The 16,428-nt window shown below is 75.2% G+C and carries 10 protein-coding genes; 7 read left to right on the top strand and 3 right to left on the bottom strand.

Features of this window, described 5'->3' with window-relative positions:
- Positions 1-71: 71 nt before the first annotated feature.
- The 4 genes from DMP17_RS27575 (at position 72) to DMP17_RS27590 (ending at position 6,372) form a co-directional block, all read left to right on the top strand.
- On the top strand, positions 72-2,075 hold the full coding sequence (locus DMP17_RS27575) for a glycosyltransferase (RefSeq protein ID WP_062399243.1): 2,004 nt from the start codon (positions 72-74) through the stop codon (positions 2,073-2,075).
- The gene (locus tag DMP17_RS27580; protein WP_337831029.1) at positions 2,072-4,999 is read left to right on the top strand and encodes an arabinosyltransferase domain-containing protein; all 2,928 of its coding nucleotides are present in this window, start codon (positions 2,072-2,074) and stop codon (positions 4,997-4,999) included. Before DMP17_RS27575 ends, DMP17_RS27580 begins: the two co-directional genes overlap by 4 nt.
- A gap of 63 nt (positions 5,000-5,062) precedes the next feature.
- Positions 5,063-5,518, top strand: a complete 456-nt coding sequence (locus DMP17_RS27585) for a MarR family winged helix-turn-helix transcriptional regulator (protein ID WP_226368128.1) — start codon at positions 5,063-5,065, stop codon at positions 5,516-5,518.
- Positions 5,515-6,372, top strand: a complete 858-nt coding sequence (locus DMP17_RS27590) for an SDR family NAD(P)-dependent oxidoreductase (RefSeq protein WP_337831030.1) — start codon at positions 5,515-5,517, stop codon at positions 6,370-6,372. Before DMP17_RS27585 ends, DMP17_RS27590 begins: the two co-directional genes overlap by 4 nt.
- Before the next feature lie 18 nt (positions 6,373-6,390).
- On the opposite strand, the gene DMP17_RS27595 is transcribed toward DMP17_RS27590, so the two are convergent.
- The gene (locus DMP17_RS27595) at positions 6,391-8,295 is read right to left on the bottom strand and encodes a glycosyltransferase (protein ID WP_226368130.1); all 1,905 of its coding nucleotides are present in this window, start codon (positions 8,293-8,295) and stop codon (positions 6,391-6,393) included.
- Positions 8,296-8,350: 55 nt separating this feature from the next.
- Complete coding sequence (locus DMP17_RS27600; protein WP_337831031.1) at positions 8,351-11,575, bottom strand: arabinosyltransferase domain-containing protein; 3,225 nt, start codon at positions 11,573-11,575, stop codon at positions 8,351-8,353.
- 330 nt (positions 11,576-11,905) lie between these two features.
- Here DMP17_RS27600 and DMP17_RS27605 point away from each other — a divergent pair, with 330 nt between their 5' ends.
- From DMP17_RS27605 to DMP17_RS27615, 3 genes are all read left to right on the top strand, one after another.
- Positions 11,906-14,056 (top strand): acyltransferase family protein, encoded by a 2,151-nt coding sequence (locus DMP17_RS27605; RefSeq protein WP_337831032.1) that lies wholly within the window; start codon positions 11,906-11,908, stop codon positions 14,054-14,056.
- Between the two features lie 244 nt (positions 14,057-14,300).
- Complete coding sequence (locus DMP17_RS27610) at positions 14,301-14,987, top strand: hypothetical protein (RefSeq protein WP_226368133.1); 687 nt, start codon at positions 14,301-14,303, stop codon at positions 14,985-14,987.
- Positions 14,988-14,997: 10 nt separating this feature from the next.
- Positions 14,998-15,648: a nitroreductase family protein gene (locus DMP17_RS27615; RefSeq protein WP_226354587.1), complete on the top strand. Its 651-nt coding sequence runs from the start codon at positions 14,998-15,000 to the stop codon at positions 15,646-15,648.
- Between the two features lie 13 nt (positions 15,649-15,661).
- Here the strand turns inward: DMP17_RS27615 and DMP17_RS27620 are convergent, their stop codons facing one another.
- Positions 15,662-16,417 carry a decaprenylphospho-beta-D-erythro-pentofuranosid-2-ulose 2-reductase gene (locus tag DMP17_RS27620; RefSeq protein WP_337831033.1) on the bottom strand — a complete coding sequence of 252 codons (756 nt, stop codon included), beginning with the start codon at positions 16,415-16,417 and terminating at the stop codon, positions 15,662-15,664.
- Between the last annotated feature and the right edge of the window lie 11 nt (positions 16,418-16,428).

The raw sequence follows: 16,428 nt of genomic DNA on the forward strand, positions 1-16,428 counted from the left end.
GACCCGGGCGGACCGGCAGCGCCGCCGCCCGGGACCCCCGCGCCCCCGCGACGACAGAGGCAGCTCCTGCGATGACCACGACGGACCAGCGAGGTCAGGTGTCCCCCACCACCCCGGCCACGACCAGCGGCGAGACGCTGCTGCAGCGGGTGGTCCTGCCCCGGCCCGCCGACCCCACCGCCGTCCGCGCGCTCTACCTCGACGAGCGCCCCGGCACCACGCTCGCCCCGGTCGAGCCGCTCGCCGACGAGGACGCGCGCCCGCTCTCGCTGACCGTGTCGACCATCGGCGGCCGCCGCACCCGCATCCTGGACCGCACCAGCGCCACCGTCCCCGCGGCCACCGAGGTCTCCTTCGGCGCCTACTTCAACGCCTTCGCCGCCGGCTACTGGCGGGCCTGGTCCACGCTCACCAGCATCGAGCTGCGCCTGGACCTGGAGGGCTCGGGCCGCGTCGACGTCTACCGCACCAAGGCCGACGGGTCGCAGATCGTCGTCGCCGGTGAGGTCGTCGAGGGCCGCCGCCGGGTCACCCTGGAACTGGACCTGCGCCCCTTCGAGGACGGCGGCTGGTACTGGTTCGACCTGTCCACCGACGACGCCGACCTGACCCTGCACGGCGGCGGCTGGCACGCCCCGCACGACGCGCCCGGCCGCGCGGCCGTCGTCGTCGGGATGCCGACGTTCAACCGGCCCGCCGACTGCGTCGCCACCCTCACCGCGCTCGGCTCCGACCCGCAGGTGCTCGAGGCGATCACCGCGGTGATCCTCCCCGACCAGGGCACGCGCAAGGTCCGCGACGAGGCCGGCTACGAGCAGGCCGCGGCCGCGCTCGGGGACCGGCTGCGGATCATCGACCAGCCCAACCTGGGCGGCTCCGGCGGCTACGCCCGGATCATGTACGAGGTCCTGCACGGCACCGGCCCGCACGCGGGCGGGATCGACTGCGAGCAGGTCCTCTACATGGACGACGACATCCTGCTCGAGCCCGAGTCGGTGCTCCGCGCGATCGCGTTCAGCCGGTTCTCCCGCGAGCCGATGCTCGTCGGCGGGCAGATGCTGTCGCTGCAGGCGCGCTCGCAGCTGTCCACCATGGGCGAGGTCGTCGACCGCAACCAGTTCCTGTGGCGCCCCGCCCCGGACACCGAGGCCCACCACGACCTCGCCGCCCGCACCCTGCGCCAGACCCGCTGGCTGCACCGCCGCGTCGACGTCGACTACAACGCCTGGTGGATGTGCCTGATCCCGCGCCGCGCCGCGGAGCAGCTCGGGCTGCCGCTGCCGCTGTTCATCAAGTGGGACGACGCCGAGTACGGCCTGCGGGCCCGCGCCGCCGGGTTCCGCACGGCGACCGTCCCGGGCGTCGCGATCTGGCACATGTCCTTCATCGAGAAGGACGACTCCTCGGACTGGCAGGCCTACTTCCACTACCGCAACCGGCTCGTCGCCGCGGCCCTGCACGGCCCCGACGACCCGCGCGCGATGCTGAAGGAGACCTTCAAGCGCACCCTGCGCCACCTGATGCTCATGGAGTACTCGGCGGTCGCGCTGCAGATCAAGGGCTTCACCGACTTCCTGGCGGGCCCCGAGGCGCTGTTCCCGAAGCTGCCCGTGGTGCTCGACGAGATCCGGGCCCTGCGGGCGCAGTACGACGACGGCCGCCCGCTCGACTCCGCGACCGAGGTGCCGCTCGCCGACCTCGACGCGCTGGGCGCCCAGCTGTTCCCGAAGCCCCCGGTGGGCCGGGCGAAGGCCGCGGTCGGACTCGCCCGCGGGGTGCTGCGCAACCTGCGCACCCCGGACCCGGCGCTGCGCGAGCGCCCGCAGCGCAACGTGCCGTGGAAGAACGCCCAGTGGTTCGTCCTGGCCGGCCTGGACTCCGCGACGGTGTCCACCCCGGACGGCCGCGGGGTGACCTTCCGCCGTCGTGACCCGGCGATGTTCAAGGAGATGGTCGCGGAGTCGTTCCGGCTGCACCGCGCCGTCGCCGCGGACTGGGACGGCCTGCGTGCCCGCTACCGGGCGGCGGCGCCCGTGCTGACCGGCAAGGACGGTTGGAAGCAGATCTTCGAGTGAGCCCCGCCCGCCGGGGGCCGCTGCTGCTCCTGCTCGGCGTCGTCACCTGCCTGCTCGGCCTGGCCGCCGCGCTCGCCCCCGTCGACGCCGAGGACCCGGTCGTCACCTGGCCCCGGGCGGGACAGGCACCGGCGAGCACGGTGCTGCCGCTCTCGCCGTACCGGCCGCTGGAGTTCTCCGCGACCGTCCCGTGCGCCGCGGCGGCCGCCCTGGGCGAGGGCGACGTGCTGCGGACGATGCCCGCCGCCGAGGAGAACCCGGTGACCGCGCCGGGCTTCGTCGCGAGCGTGGCCGGCGGGACGCTCACGCTGCGCACCGGCGACCGGGTGCTCGCCACCGCGCCCGCCGGGTCGGGCTGCGTGTTCGAGGTGACCTCCGCGGACGGGGGCACCGTCGTCGCCCGCGACGGCGCGATCCTCGCCGAGCGCCTCGACATCGCACCGCCGCAGGTCGCCGAGCTCGCCACCGACGTCACCGGGCCCGCCGCGGCCGGGCTCGCGGTCACCCTGCACACCGACGCGCGCTACGCGTCGTCGCCGTCGCCGCTGAAGGTCGCGCTGCTCGTCGCGCACCTGCTCGCGCTGGCCGCCACCCTCGCCGTCGCCGTGCGGACCTGGACCGGCACCCGCCGGGTGTTCGACGCGCCCGTCCGCCCCGGCCCGGCCGACCTCGTGGTGCTGGTCGTGAGCTGTGCCTGGGCGGTGCTCGGGCCGCTCAACATCGACGACTCCTGGTACGCGCTGATGGCCCGCCAGGGCGCGCGGACCGGGACCATCGGCAACGCGATCTACCAGCTCGACGTCACCGAGGCGCCGTTCGCGACCAGCCAGTACCTGCTGCAGTGGTGGGGGAGCCTCGTCGGCTGGGGCCTCGGGCCGCTGCGCGTGGTGCCGGTCGTGCTGGGCCTGTTGACCTGGGTGCTGCTGCGGTACGCCCTCGCCGCGCTCGCGGGCCGGGCCGGCGTCCGGCCCGGGGTGGTCGCCGCGCTCGCCGTCGCGCACCTGGCCTGGTTCCTGCCCTACGGCATCGCGCTGCGCCCCGAGCCCGCCGGGACCGCGGCCGCCGCCGGGGTGCTGCTGCTCGTCGCCGCCGCCCGCCGCACCGGGGCGGTCGGGCTGCTCGCGCCGGCCGTCGTCGTCGCGGTGGTGGGGGTGACGACCGCGCCGACCGCGCTGGTCGCCGCGATGCCGCTGCTGCTCGCGCTGCCGCTGGTGTGGTGGCACCTCGCGCACGCGCCGTGGGCCACCCGGCTCGCGACGGCCGCCGTCGCGTTCGCCGCCGCGAGCGCGGCCGTGCCGCTCGGGCTGGCCGACCAGACCCTCGCCGACGTCCGCGAGTCGTTCGCCGTGCACCGCTGGTACTACTTCCAGTACCAGTGGTATGCGGAGTTCGTCCATTACGCGAACCTGCTGGGCCCCGACGACCAGGGCACCTGGGGACGACGCCTGCCGGTCCTGCTGACCGTCGCCGTCGTCGCGCTGGGCGCGGTGCGGCTCGCGACGCGCCGCGGCACCGGCGGCCCACTCGGCTCGGCGCTCGGGTTCGCGCTCGCCGCGACCGCGCTCGGCCTCGTCGCCGTCGCCGTCAGCCCGACGAAGTGGGTCAACCACTTCGGCGCCGTCGCCGCCCCCGCGACGCTGCTGCTCGGCATCGCGCTCGCCCGCGGTCCGCTGCCGCGGCGCGCCCCGGCCCGGCTCGTCGCGGTGGGGACGGCCGTGCTCGGCGTCGTCGCCGCGGTGATCTACGCCGGCCCGAACCTGTGGCGCCCGTTCTCCGACTGGGGACAGCCGTTCGGGAACCACTCGGTCGTCGACGCCCCGATCCACCAGCAGGTCCTCGCACCGCACCTCGGACCGCTGTACCTGCGCAGCCCGCTGCTGTGGCTGCTCGTGGTCGCCGCCGCGCTGTGGTGGGCCCGGCGGCGGGGGAGCACGCCCCGGCCGGACCGGGCGGTGCTGCGCGTCGCCACGGCGGGCGGCGTCGCGCTGATGCTCGCGGTGTTCGTCGTCGCCCCGGTACGCCAGGCCCCCGGCGCGTCGGTGGCCTCGATGAACCTCGCCATGCTGACCGGCGACGGCTGCGGGCTGGCCGACGCGCTGACCGTCACCGTCCCCGGTGACGCGACGCCCGCGCTCCCCAGCGACCCGCCCCGCCTCACCGGGGTGATGCGGGACGGCCCGCCGCCCGACCGCCCGTCGATCCCCGGCCCCGTCTGGCACACCGAGGACGCCGGCACCGGCACCCTCGACGCCGGCTGGTTCCCCGTCCCGGCCGGGACCACCCGGCTGCTCCTGCCGCTGACCGGGGACCTGCGGAGCGACCAGACCGTCCGGGTCTACACCGGCGCGGGCACCGTCACGGTCGACCTGCCGGGGGAGCGGACCGGCGACTGGCGGGACGTGGTGGTCACCCTGCCCGCGCCCGCCGACCGGGTCCGGCTCGTCGTCGACGACCGGACCGACGGCCCCGACACCTGGCTCGCCGTCGGCGCCCCGCAGCCCGCCCGCGACCTGCCCGCCCGCACGGTGCTCGGCGACGCCCCGGTGTTCGCCGACCAGGCCTCGGCGGTGCTGTGGCCCTGCCAGGACCAGATCGCGGTGCGCCACGGCATCGCGCAGGCCCCGCAGTGGCGGCTGCGCACCGGCGACGACCTGGAGGGCGCGACCGAGGCCACCGCGTTCTTCCCGGCGAACGGCGGGACGCTCGCCGGGATCGGCCGCACCGCGACCTTCGACGAGCTGCCCTCGCGGCTCGACCCGCCCGGCGGGCGCGCGATGTTCGCGCCCGCGCACGTCGAGCGGGTGCGCTACGAGCACCCGACCGACGGCTGGGACCTCACCGTCGGCACGCAGCGACGGTGGGGCTGGGAGCGGCTGCCGACCCTGGCCGACAAGGACTACACCGGACGGGACTTCCTGGGCTGAGACCGGTCACCGACCGATTACTTGGACACTCCGACTACTGGATGATCCATGTATATTCGAGCCGTGGACGACGACGGAGCGCGTGAGCTGATCGACCGGATACTCGCCGCGGGTGACCGGATCCGCGACGACCTGCGGACGGTGTGCGACGGCCTCGACCTCACCGATGCCCAGATCGGTCTCCTGTGGCGCCTCGCCCGCGAGCCGGACGGACTCACCAGCCGGGCCCTGGCCGATCGGCTCGGTTGCGATGCCTCCACCGTGACCTCGTTGGTGGACCGCCTGGAACGCCACGGGGTCGTCGTTCGCTCGCCGCATCCCCGGGACCGCCGTGCGAAGCTCGTGCAGCTCACCCCGACGGGGTGCGAGCTGCGTGATCGGGCGGACGCCTGGTGCCGTGACGCGTCGTCGGTCGCGGCCCTCCCGCCCGCCGATCGGAGGACGCTGGCGGATCTGCTGAACCGAGTTCTGGATCCGGACGGGACCGGGCGAGCCGCAGGCGGCGGTGACCGGCGGTGACCGGTGGGATGGACGGCGTCACGGTGGTCGTCACCGGGGCGACGTCGGGGATGGGACGTGCGATGGCACGGGACCTGGTCGGGCGCGGAGCAGACGTGATCGTCGTCGGACGCGACGCGCGCCGCGTCCGCCGCACCGCCGACGAGCTGGGCGGGCATCGCGTGGTGGGCCGCTACGAGGCGGACCTGTCCCGGCACGCCGAGGTCCGTGGGCTCGCCGTCGCCCTGGCGGCCGACGGCCACCGCGTCGACGTGCTGGTCAACAACGCAGGGGCCGCCTTCGACCGCTACGCCCTCACCCCGGACGGGGTCGAACGGACCCACGCCCTCAACCTGCACGCACCCGTCCTGCTCAGCCACGCCCTCGCCGCGAACGGTGTGCTGGTCCCGGAGGCACGGGTGATCACGATGTCGAGCTTCATGGAGAAGCAGGGGCGGGTCGCCCCGACCGATCCGGATGTGCGGGGCACGTCGTGGGCCGGGCGTCGGTGGTCCCAGAACCGGGTCTACGCGACGAGCAAGCTGCTCGCCCTGCTGGCCATGAACGGGTTCTCCCGGTCGGCACCGGGCCTGCGGGTCTACAACGCCGACCCCGGCATGGTCCGGACCGGGTTCACCGGCACGGCCGGCGGGGCGATGGCGCTGGTCGCACCGCTGACGCGGCTGTTCGCGCGCACTGTGGAGGAGGGCGTCGCGACCCCCCTCATGCTGGCCACCTCCCGGCCGGCACCGGCGGCCGGCGACGGGTACTTCGCATCCTCGCGTCCCGCGACGCCGTCGCGGACGGCGCGGGACGCGGCACTCGCCGAGCTCGTCCACCGGCGTACCGCCGAGGCCGTCGGGATCACGCCGTGAGCCGCCGCCCCGGGCCGGTCAGCCCGCGTCGTAGAGCCGCGCCCAGGTCTCCCGCGAGGTGAGCCGCGGCTCCGCGGCCTTCCACTCCCGGGCGACCTGCGGCCCCTCGTTCCACAGCCGGCGCACCGTGTGCACCCCGCGGGTGGTGAGCTCGCGCAGCCGCTCCTGGTCGCGGGTCCGGATGCGGACGCCGTTCTCGGCCATGTCGGTGACGATCGCGCGCTCGAACAGCGACACGTGCCACCAGTGCGCCTCACCGGCCGGGACCATCCCGGAACGGAACGGCACCCGCCCGGTTGCCTGCAGCAGGGCGCGCTTCACCCAGGTCCGCACGATCTTCGACGGCTTGCCCCCGGCGAGGTGCACCACGGACTCGCGCACGTCGAGCCCGGCCTCCGCCAGCGGCACGGCCGTCGTCTCGGGGTAGGCGGCGCGGATCCGGCGGATCTCCGCCGCCGCGGAGGCGGAGCCGTCGTCGAGCACCGACGGGCCGCGCAGGAAGTCCTCCACCGCCGTCAGCAGCGTCGCGGCCAGCCCGTACTGCATCGCGACCAGGTACTGGGCCAGCAGCTCGACGACCGTCGCGGACACCGTGCGCCGGTCGAAGCCGGTCCGCAGGGCGGCGGTGATCAGGCCGTTGCGCTGGTTGAAGTAGCGGTGCCACTCGTCCCAGTCCTTCCAGCCGAAGTCGGCGTGCCACACGCCGGCCCCGGGCAGCGACACCGTGGCGAAGCCGCGCTCGCGGGCGCGGTAGCCGAACTCGACGTCGTCCCACTGGAAGAACAGCGGCAGCGGGTAGCCGACGGCCCGCACGATCGGCGCGGGGATCAGGCAGGACCACCAGCCGTTGTACTCGGTGTCGACCCGCTGCTCCTGCACGATCGGCAGCAGCCGCTCGTCGCGGCCGAGGAGGAAGCCCTCCTCCAGGGCACCGGGGACGGGCTTGCCGACGCGGAGCTTCTCGGGCTCGGCGTACTCGGCGGTGATGTGGACGTGGCCCGGGTGCAGCAGGTTCAGCATCTGCCCGCCGACGATCGTCGGCGCGGTGGTGCAGGCGGCGAACCCGGTCAGCCGGACGACGATCTCCGGGTCGAGGAGCACGTCGTCGTCCATGAGCAGGACGTCGTGGTCGTCGGCCGGGTCGCCCGCGGTCGCCTCGTACAGGCCGCGGGTGAAGCCGCCCGCGCCGCCCAGGTTGGGCTGGCGCTGGTAGGCGAGCCGGTCGCCGAACGCGGCCGCCAGCGGCGCGAACCGGTCGCGCGACTCCAGCGGGTCGCTGCCCTGGTCGACCACGCGGACGATCGCGACGCGGGCCAGTGCGGCCGGGTCGTCGAGCAGCGCCTGCAGCGTGTCCAGGCAGTCCTCGACGCGGTTGTAGGTGCAGATCGTGATCGAGGTGGGCCGCGGCGGGCGGGGCACCGCGACGGTCCACTCGACGTCGGACACGGTCAGCGTGCCGGTGTCGGTCGCGAACTCCAGCCAGAGCCCACCGCCGTCGACGAAGCGGTCGATCGCCCCGGTCAGCTCGACGGTGGTGCTCCCGGTGGCGTCGACCCCGGTGGTGGCGACGGCACGGGCGACCTTGTTGGTGTCCGAGGCCATCAGCCACACCCGGCCGCGGCCCGCGGCGCGCAGCGTCACCCGGACCTCGGGCACCGCGGTCCAGCGCTGCCAGTAGGTGGCGTGCAGCCGCCCCCAGTAGGTGTTGGTGGTGACGTGGGTGGCCGGGACCAGCTCGATCAGGTCCCGCTCGCGGCGGGCGGCGCCGCGCAGGACCTCGGCGTAGAGGTCCTCGGGCACCAGGTGCGTCGGCCCGGTGAAGGGGCCACGCTGCACGACCAGCCGTCCGGGGCGGGTCCCGCCGGCGGGGTCGTCGGCCGGGGCGGGCTCGCCCCCGCGGAGGGGCCGGGCGGTGTCCAGCATGGCTCTCGCTCTCGCCTCACTTCTCGGATCGGACATCACGGAGTCTGCCGGGGCCTCAGCCCGGCAGCGGCGTCGGGTCCGGCGACGGGGCCCCGGCCTGCCCGACCTGCTGCCAGCCCCACAGGGTCCGGTCGCCCTCCTGCACCGGGGCCGGGACCGCCCGCGGGTCGTAGGGCTCGACGAGCCGGATCTGGCCCCAGTCGAAGTCCCAGGCCCCGGGAAGGTAGGTCGGGACGTAGCGCTGGGCGGCGGTCCGGAGCAGCCAGCCCTGGGGGCCGCCGAACCGGCTGCGGCCCCACTCGTCGGCGACGGTGCGCTGCTGCGGGTCGGCGAGCATCCGGAACACCGGTACGTCGGCGATGCCCCGGTGCACGCCGAAGCGCTTCACACAGGGGTGCACGAACGACGTCGCCCAGTCCAGGTACGCGGTGCCGCGGGCGGCGATCGTGGTCAGCGGGGTCAGCCGCGGGACCCGGGGCTGGGCGACGGCGACCCACGACCCGGCCCCGATGCCGCGGTCGGACACGACCACCCGCACCCGGTCGGCGTCGGCGGCCGGACGGCCCGCCAGGTCGACGCGCAGGTCCCGCCACCCCTGGCCGCCCGAGGCTCCGCCGGAGTAATCCGAGGTGCTGGTGACGGCCCCGCCGGGCTCGAACTCGTCGACGACGGCGCCGTCGCGGGCGAACTGCAGCGTGACCGTGTTGCCGCCGCCGATCGTCCCGGCGACGCCGAGCACCAGCGGCGCGGAGCCGTCGCGGGCCGCGGCGGGCAGCGCGTGCCACACCGAGCGGTAGTCGCCGACGTTCTCCGGGTTCGGCGACCAGCTGCCCATGACCGGCCCACCCAGCGGGCCGGTGCCGGTGACGCCGGGCCGGTCGTCGCCGTCGCCGGAGTTGTCGCGCAGCGACCCCGGCCCGGTCGGGGGCAGGCCGTCCGGCGTGAAGCCCTCGGCCAGCGGACCGGGATCGGGGACGCCGGCCGGTTCCGGCGCGACGGGCAGCACGTTCGCGGCCGGGTCGGTCTCGACCTGGATGCGCCCGGCGAGCCCGCAGCGCGACCCGGTCGGGTCGGTGAGGATGTCGGCGCCCAGGGAGTAGGAGCCCTCCTGCTTCTCCATGCCCTTGGCCATCGAGGCGACCTGGAACAGCACCATGAACGCGCAGATCACCGCGATCGGCGCCGACCCGAGCCGGACGGCCTGGGCGGTGCCGATCCGGCCGCGCCGACGCCCGAGGGTCCGCCGGACCGGGCGCGGCACCCCGGAGGTCGAGCGCAGGTGCTCCACCCCGGCGACGACGAGCGACAGGAACGCCAGGACCAGCAGCACCGTCGTCGCCTGGATCCCGCTCACCGACACCGGCTTGTCGAACCACGGCACGCCCCAGTTCGAGACGTACCACCAGGTGTTCGGGCCGCGGAACGCCAGACCGGTCACCGCGAGCACCGCGCCGAGGAACAGCGCCTGGTTGCGCCGCGAGCGCAGCACACCGGTGCTCGTCGCCAGCGCGGCCAGCGCCGCGACGCCCGAGGCGAGCGCGGCGAACGCGCCGAAGTGGTGCGTCCACTTCGTGGGGGTCAGTGCCAGCACCGCGAACGACAGCGCGGTGCTCGTGAGCAGCCGCCGGGAGAACCCGAGCGCGGCGCCCGGGATGCGGCCGCGGCGCAGCAGCACGATCGTCGAGACGATCATGCACAGCCACAGCAGCAGGACCGGGAAGCGGCGCTGCAGCGAGCCGTCGCGGCTGTCGCTGAACAGCAGGTCGTAGCGGGCGAGCTCCTGGTACCAGGGCAGGTTCGGGCCGATGTCCTGGCGGACCCGGGTGGCCTCGGCGACGGTGGCGAGGGTCTGGTCGCCGAAGACGGCGGTGAGCACGATCAGCCCGGCCGCGAGCAGTGGCCCGAGGGTGGCCGTCCACCCGGTGGTGCGGATCCGCTCGGTGAACAGCCGCAGCAGCGGCCGGGCCGCGGCCAGGAACGGGGCCAGCGCGATGAGACCGGTCGGCGTCGCCGCGACGGCGAACGCCCCCGCGACGAGTGCCCCCGCGACCGGCAGCAGCCGCCGGGTGGCCAGGGCGCGCTCCAGCATCACGAACGACACCAGCGCCGCGATCACGACGACGGTCTCCGGGCGGAGCCCGTTGTTGAACGGCAGCCAGAAGCACAGGAACACCCCGGCCGCGGCCCAGCTCGCGGAGCGGCTGCGCCGGACCCGGGTGCCGAGGCGCGGCAGCAGCGCCCGGCTGATCAGGAACCAGGACGCGACGCCCATCGCCAGCGCCGGGATGCGCAGCCACAGCACGGACTCCGAGACCCCGCTCCACAGCGAGTACAGCTGGTAGAACCAGCCGAACGGCGCCTCGGGGACGTCGAACCAGCGGTGGTAGTTGCCGATGTAGCCGGCGGTGTCGTTGCCCCGGGAGATGTCGAGGATGTAGCCGTCGTCGCTGGTCATCGACCCGATGAGGGCCCACACGACCAGTACGCCGACGACGACGGCGTCGCGCAGGTCGTCCTGCCCGCGCAGCCGGCGCGCCAGCCGGCGGCCGTGCACGACGCGGCGGGCGTCGGCGTCGTCGATCCGGCGCAGGAAGAACAGCGAGCCGAACAGCGCGACGATCGCGACACCGCCCGCGCCGAGCTTGAGCGTCGAGGCGTCGGTGTCGTAACGGTTGTCGGTGTCGAACCGGACGCTCGTGCCGCCCATCGGGTCGCGGGCCGCGTCGAGGTCGGAGTAGATCCCGGTGAGCTGCGGACGGCCGTCGCCGGCGAACTCGTAGAGGGTGGCCCCGCCCAGGGTCGCCGTGGTCGCGTCGAAGTCCGAGGTGAACGTGAGCGCGCAGGGCGCGCCCGGCGGGGGCAGCGGCGCGGTGGCGATGCGCTGACCGCGGTTGTCGAGGGTGACGACCCCGTCGGCGACGGCGATGCGCAGCCCGACCGTGTCGCCGTCCGGGGCGCCGGTGGGCGTCGTGGACAGCACGGTCGCGCGGTCGGGTTCGCGGTCGTCGAGGCTGCGGATCGCGTCGCAGCCGATCGTCGCGGTCAGGCTCTCCGGCCGGTACGCGACCAGGGGGGCGTTCAGCGGCGCGGTGCCGGTCGTGGCGTTCGGCCAGCTGACGGTCGCCGTGTTCTGCACGACCGGCAGGAACGGGATCGCCAGCGCCAGCACCGCCGAGAGCAGGCCCAGCGCGGCGGCGAGCAGGCGGTCGGTCGGACGCGACCGGCGGTCGGTGGGGCCGGATCCCGGACGGGGATCCGCCTCCGTGTCGGCGGTCAGCACACGACCGAGGCTAGACGCCACCCGGTGATCAACTGTGATCCCCCCGTGACCCCCGACCGTCCACCCGTCCGGCGTAGTCCACCCACCCGAGGTCTCAAGGTCGGTCACTCCGGGTTTCGATCACTGTGTGTGACCAGCTGCGACATTCGGGCACTGTTCGGGTGTCACCGGTGACGGTGGTGATCTCGCCTCGTTGGCCCCGGTGTGAGCATCTGCACCGATTCGCGAGCGACGGCCGACGACCCGGCCACCGCCGCGTCCGCCGCCGGCGGCACCACCCCGGAACAGGGGGGTTCGTCCGTCCGATGTGGAGGCAACGGTGGCGGTGAGGTGCTCGCGCTGACCGGTCTTCGGATCGTCGCCGCGCTCTGGGTCGTCGCGTTCCACTTCCACTTCACCCCGATGGCGGGTGTGGAGACGGTGAACGGCTGGCTCGGACCGCTGATCACACAGGGTGCGCTCGGCGTCGACCTGTTCTTCGTCCTGAGCGGCTTCGTCATCGCCTGGACCTACCTCGACCAGCTCGGCCCGCGGCTGCGACTGCGGGACGCGGGCGGGTTCGTGTGGGCCCGCGCGGCGCGGATGTGGCCCGCCTACGCGGTGGTGTTCCACCTCTTCGGCGTCTGGCTGGTGGCGCGGCTGGTGTTCGGGTCGACGACCGACGTCGCCTACCAGGCGGTGCAGCCGTCGTTCGGCGTCGGCGCGTGGCTCGAGCAGCTGTTCCTCGTGCAGATGTGGGACGAGCAGTACCTCGACGGCGCGTCCTGGGTCGGCCCGACGTGGTCGATCAGTGCCGAGTGGCTGGCCTACCTGCTGTTCCCGCTGCTGGCGCTCGGGTTCTTCCGGCTGCGGAACCTGCCGTTCGCGGTGCTGGCGGCGGGGTCGCTGCTGTGCACCGCGCCGATGGCGGCCGCGTTCCTCGTGGTCGGGTCGCCGTACTACCCGTACAGCTGGCTGGTCCGGATCCTCGGCGGGTTCTCCGCCGGTGTCCTGGCGATGCTGGCCGTGCGGCGGCTGCGCGCCACCGAGCGGGTCCGCTCCGCGGCCTCGGCGACGGCGACGTTCACCGTCGCCACGGTGCCGTTCGTCCTGCTGGCGGGGTCCGTCGTCGGCGGCGGGCTGCACGGCCTGGCCGTCGTCGCCTTCCCGATCCTGGTCGGAGCCCTCGCGCTCGCCGACCGCGGACCGGTGCACCACCTGCTGACCCGTGGCCCGATGGTGCACGGAGGGCGGATCTCCTACGCCCTCTACCTGGTCCACATCCCGATGTTCGAGATCTTCTGGTTCCTGAGCGACTCCGGTGTCCTCCCCCGCGGCGGGGAGACGGGGCACCTGATCGCGCTCACCGTCTTCGTGGGGACTCTGCCCGTGGCACACCTGCTGTACTCGCTCGTCGAACGTCCCGCGCGCCGGTGGATGCGGGGCCGGACCCGGCCCGCCCCCGAGGCCGTCGAGGCGGTCGTCGCCCCCGACCCGGTCCCGGCCGCCCGCCGCGTCGTGGACAACGACGAGGCGCGCCGTGACCCGGAGACCTTTGTGCTGCCGATGATCACCGACGAGCCGGTGACCTCGGTGCTGCCGGTCGTGTCCGCCGCCCCGGCCGCCGATCCCGCCGCAGCGGCTCCGGCCGTGCCCGCCCGGCGGGTGGCGCCGCGGTCCGTGCCGTCGCAGCCGTCGCAGCCGTCGCAGCCGTTCGCGCCGATGCAGGAGGGCGACGTGCCCTCGGTGACCGAGGCGCTGCCGGTGGTCCGCCGCCGCCCGGCGGGCCCCGCCGTCGCCACGACCTCGGGCTGGACCCCCACCACGGCGCCGGAGCAGGCCCCCGCCGACGACGCGCTGACCGCCGCCATGCCGGTCGTCCGGCCCGTCGCGGCCCCGTCCGCGCCGGTCGCCGAGCCCGAGCCCACCGCCCCGGCGTCCGAGCCGGCCCCGGCCGACCCGATCGTCGTCCCGGCGCCCGCGCTGCCCACCCGGGCACCGCGACGCCCCGAGGCCGACCCCGCCGACGTGCCCGCCGCGGCCGAGATCGACGTCCCGGCCCCGGCCGGTTCGGCCCGCTGGGTGCTGGAGCGCCTGGCCGCGGCCCGTGCCGCCGACTTCGACGGCGCCGGGCACAGCGACCTGTCCGCCGACCTGGTCGCCGTCGCCCGGATGCGCAGCGGCGGCGCCGGCACCGGCGGGGACCTGTTCACCCCGGTCGTCGAGGGCACCGGCACCACCACCGGCGTCGACCGGATGGAGCGGCTGCGGTCGCTGCACATCGCGGCCCGCGGGCTCGCCGACGACCGCGGTGTCGTCCCGGCGCCGCGGGCGATCCGCTCCGCGTCGGCGCTGCCCGGCACGCGGACCGGTGCCGAGAACTGCGGGCGGGCCGGTCGTCGTCGCGACGACGCCCATGCCAGCGCCGCGACACCGATCGTCGCCGCCTCGGGTGCGGCCGCGGCCCGTCGCCGCCGGAAGAAGCCGGCACACGGGGCCTGAGACGCCGCTGGGGAGCGGGGAACACCGGGCGTGCCCCCGGACCACCGTCGTGGTCCGGGGGCACGGTCGTGTCCGCCGTGCACGACCCCCCGCCCGGGTCCGCCGGCTGCGGCGGACCGGGCACGGGCCCGGCGACCGCGCTGCGATGCCGGTACCCGGGCACGGCGGTGCGCCGCGTCGGTGACAATGGACGGGCCCGCCCGTCGCGACCAGGACGGGCCCCGCCCACCGACGCGATGGACCGATGATCCCCACGACCCCGCCCCTCGCCGACCTGCCCGAGCCCGCCGGTGCCGCACCGCCGGAGCGGGCCGCGCTGCACTGGTACCTGCGCCTGGCCCGCCACCACCTGGGCCGCGGCCCCTACCTCGACGTCGCGGGCGCCGGTGGGGCCCTGCTCGCCGGGCTGGCCCGGCTCGGCCCGGTCTCGGGGCTGGCCGGCTCGGAGGCCGAGGCCCAGGAGATGCGCGCGGGTGCGCCGGGCTGCCCCGTGCACCTGGGCCTCGACGCCCTGCCGGGTCCGGTCGCGTCGCTGACCGCGGTGGAGGTGCTCGACCGGCTCCCGGACCCCGCGCTCGCCGGTGACCTCGGGCCGGGCGGCTGGTTCCGGGCGCTCGAACCGGGCGGGCACGCACTCGTCGTCGTCGCCGACGCCGAGGGCCGCGGCCGTGAGCTGGCCGGTGCCCGCTGGGTGCCGCCCCGCGTCCCGCGCGGGCACCTGCGGATCCGGGAGATCCTCGTCGACGCCGGGTTCGAGATCGTCCGGGAGGGCTCCGACGGGCTGACCCGCGGTCCCTACGGCGGTGTCCCCACCTGGGCCGACCCGCGTCTGGCCGCGACCCGTGCGCAGCGGTCCGCGGGGCGCCTCACGTGCGAGGCGGGCGCGGGGGAGCGCGCGGTGATCATCGCGAGGAGACCGGCGGCGCCGTAGCGTGCAGGGCATGAGCGATGTGCTGCCCCTCGGGCCCGACGAGCTGCTCACCACCACCCGATCGGTCCGCAAGCGCCTGGACCTGGAGCGTCCGGTCCCGCTGGAGGTGGTCCGGGAGAGCCTCGAGGTCGCGCTGCAGGCCCCGAGCGGCTCCAACCAGCAGGGCTGGCACTGGCTGGTGCTCACCGACGCCGAGAAGCGCAGGGCCGTCGGCGAGTACTACCGGAAGGCGTTCACCGCCTACCGGAACTCCTCGCAGTACCCGACGACCCGCTCCCACGGCGACGCCGACCGCGACGCCACCCAGCTCCGCGTCGCGGACAGCGCGCAGTACCTCGCGGACCGGATGGGCGAGGTCCCGGTGCTGGTCATCGGCGCGATGAACGCGAAGGCCGAACTGCCGGCGTCGAACCAGGCCGGGATGTGGGGGTCGCTCCTGCCGGCCGCGTGGAGCCTGCAGCTCGCGCTGCGCGCCCGCGGCCTGGGCAGCGCCTGGACGACGCTGCACCTGCAGTACGAGAAGGAGATCGCCGAGCTGCTGGGCATCCCGGAGAACGTGCGGCAGGGCGTCCTGCTGCCGGTCGCGTACTACACCGGTGACACGTTCAAGCCCGCGAAGCGCCAGCCGCTCGACACCGTCCTGCACGTCGACGGCTGGTAGGCCGCCCCGCGGATCAGATCGGGAGCTTGCGGAAGATCGGCCGGGGCACGTGGCGCAGGGCGCTCATCACGAAGCGCATCGGCGCCGGTGCCCAGACCAGCTCCTTGCCCGTCCGCACGGCGTCGACGATGACGTCGGCGACGGCCTGAGGGGTCGTCGCGAGCGGTGCGGCGTCGAGGCCCTCGGTCATCTTCGAGTGCACGAAGCCGGGCCGGACGATCGTCACGGTCACGCCGAACTCGCGCAGCGCCTCGGTCAGCCCGGTGTAGAACGCGTCCATCCCGGCCTTGGTGGAGCCGTAGACGAAGTTCGAGCGGCGGGCCCGCTCCCCGGCGACCGAGGAGATCGCGACGAGCGAGCCGTGGCCCTGCTCGCGGAACCGCTCGGCCAGCGCGACCCCGGTGGAGACGGTCGCGGTGTAGTTGACCTGCGCCAGCTCGACGGCGTGGTCGACGTCGGTCCAGGCCTTCTCGTTGTCGCCGAGCAGCCCGAACGCGACGACGGCGACGTCGATGTCCCCGCCCGCGAAGGCCTTCTTCACGACCTCGGGGTGGGTCTCGATGTGCTTGGCGTCGAACTCGACGGTCTCCACGCCGCACCCGAGCGCCTCGAGCTCGGCGCGGGCGGCGTCGAGCCGGGGGCCGGGGCGGGCGGCGAGCACGACCCGCAACGGGCGGTCCGCGGCGAACGCGCGCACGGTGGCCAGGCCGATCTCGGAGGTGCCGCCGAGGAGCAGGATGCTCTGCGGGTTGCCGACTGCGTCGATCATGATGGTGCTGG

The organism is Pseudonocardia sp. TMWB2A (assembly GCF_017312135.1).

Excerpts from the sequence above, each read along its gene's own strand:
- DMP17_RS27575 (WP_062399243.1), top strand. The coding sequence starts at position 72 with ATGACCACGACGGACCAGCGAGGTCAGGTGTCCCCCACCACCCCGGCC.
- DMP17_RS27595 (WP_226368130.1), bottom strand. The coding sequence starts at position 8,295 with ATGCTGGACACCGCCCGGCCCCTCCGCGGGGGCGAGCCCGCCCCGGCC.
- DMP17_RS27610 (WP_226368133.1), top strand. The coding sequence starts at position 14,301 with ATGATCCCCACGACCCCGCCCCTCGCCGACCTGCCCGAGCCCGCCGGT.
- DMP17_RS27615 (WP_226354587.1), top strand. The coding sequence starts at position 14,998 with ATGAGCGATGTGCTGCCCCTCGGGCCCGACGAGCTGCTCACCACCACC.
- DMP17_RS27620 (WP_337831033.1), bottom strand. The coding sequence starts at position 16,417 with ATGATCGACGCAGTCGGCAACCCGCAGAGCATCCTGCTCCTCGGCGGC.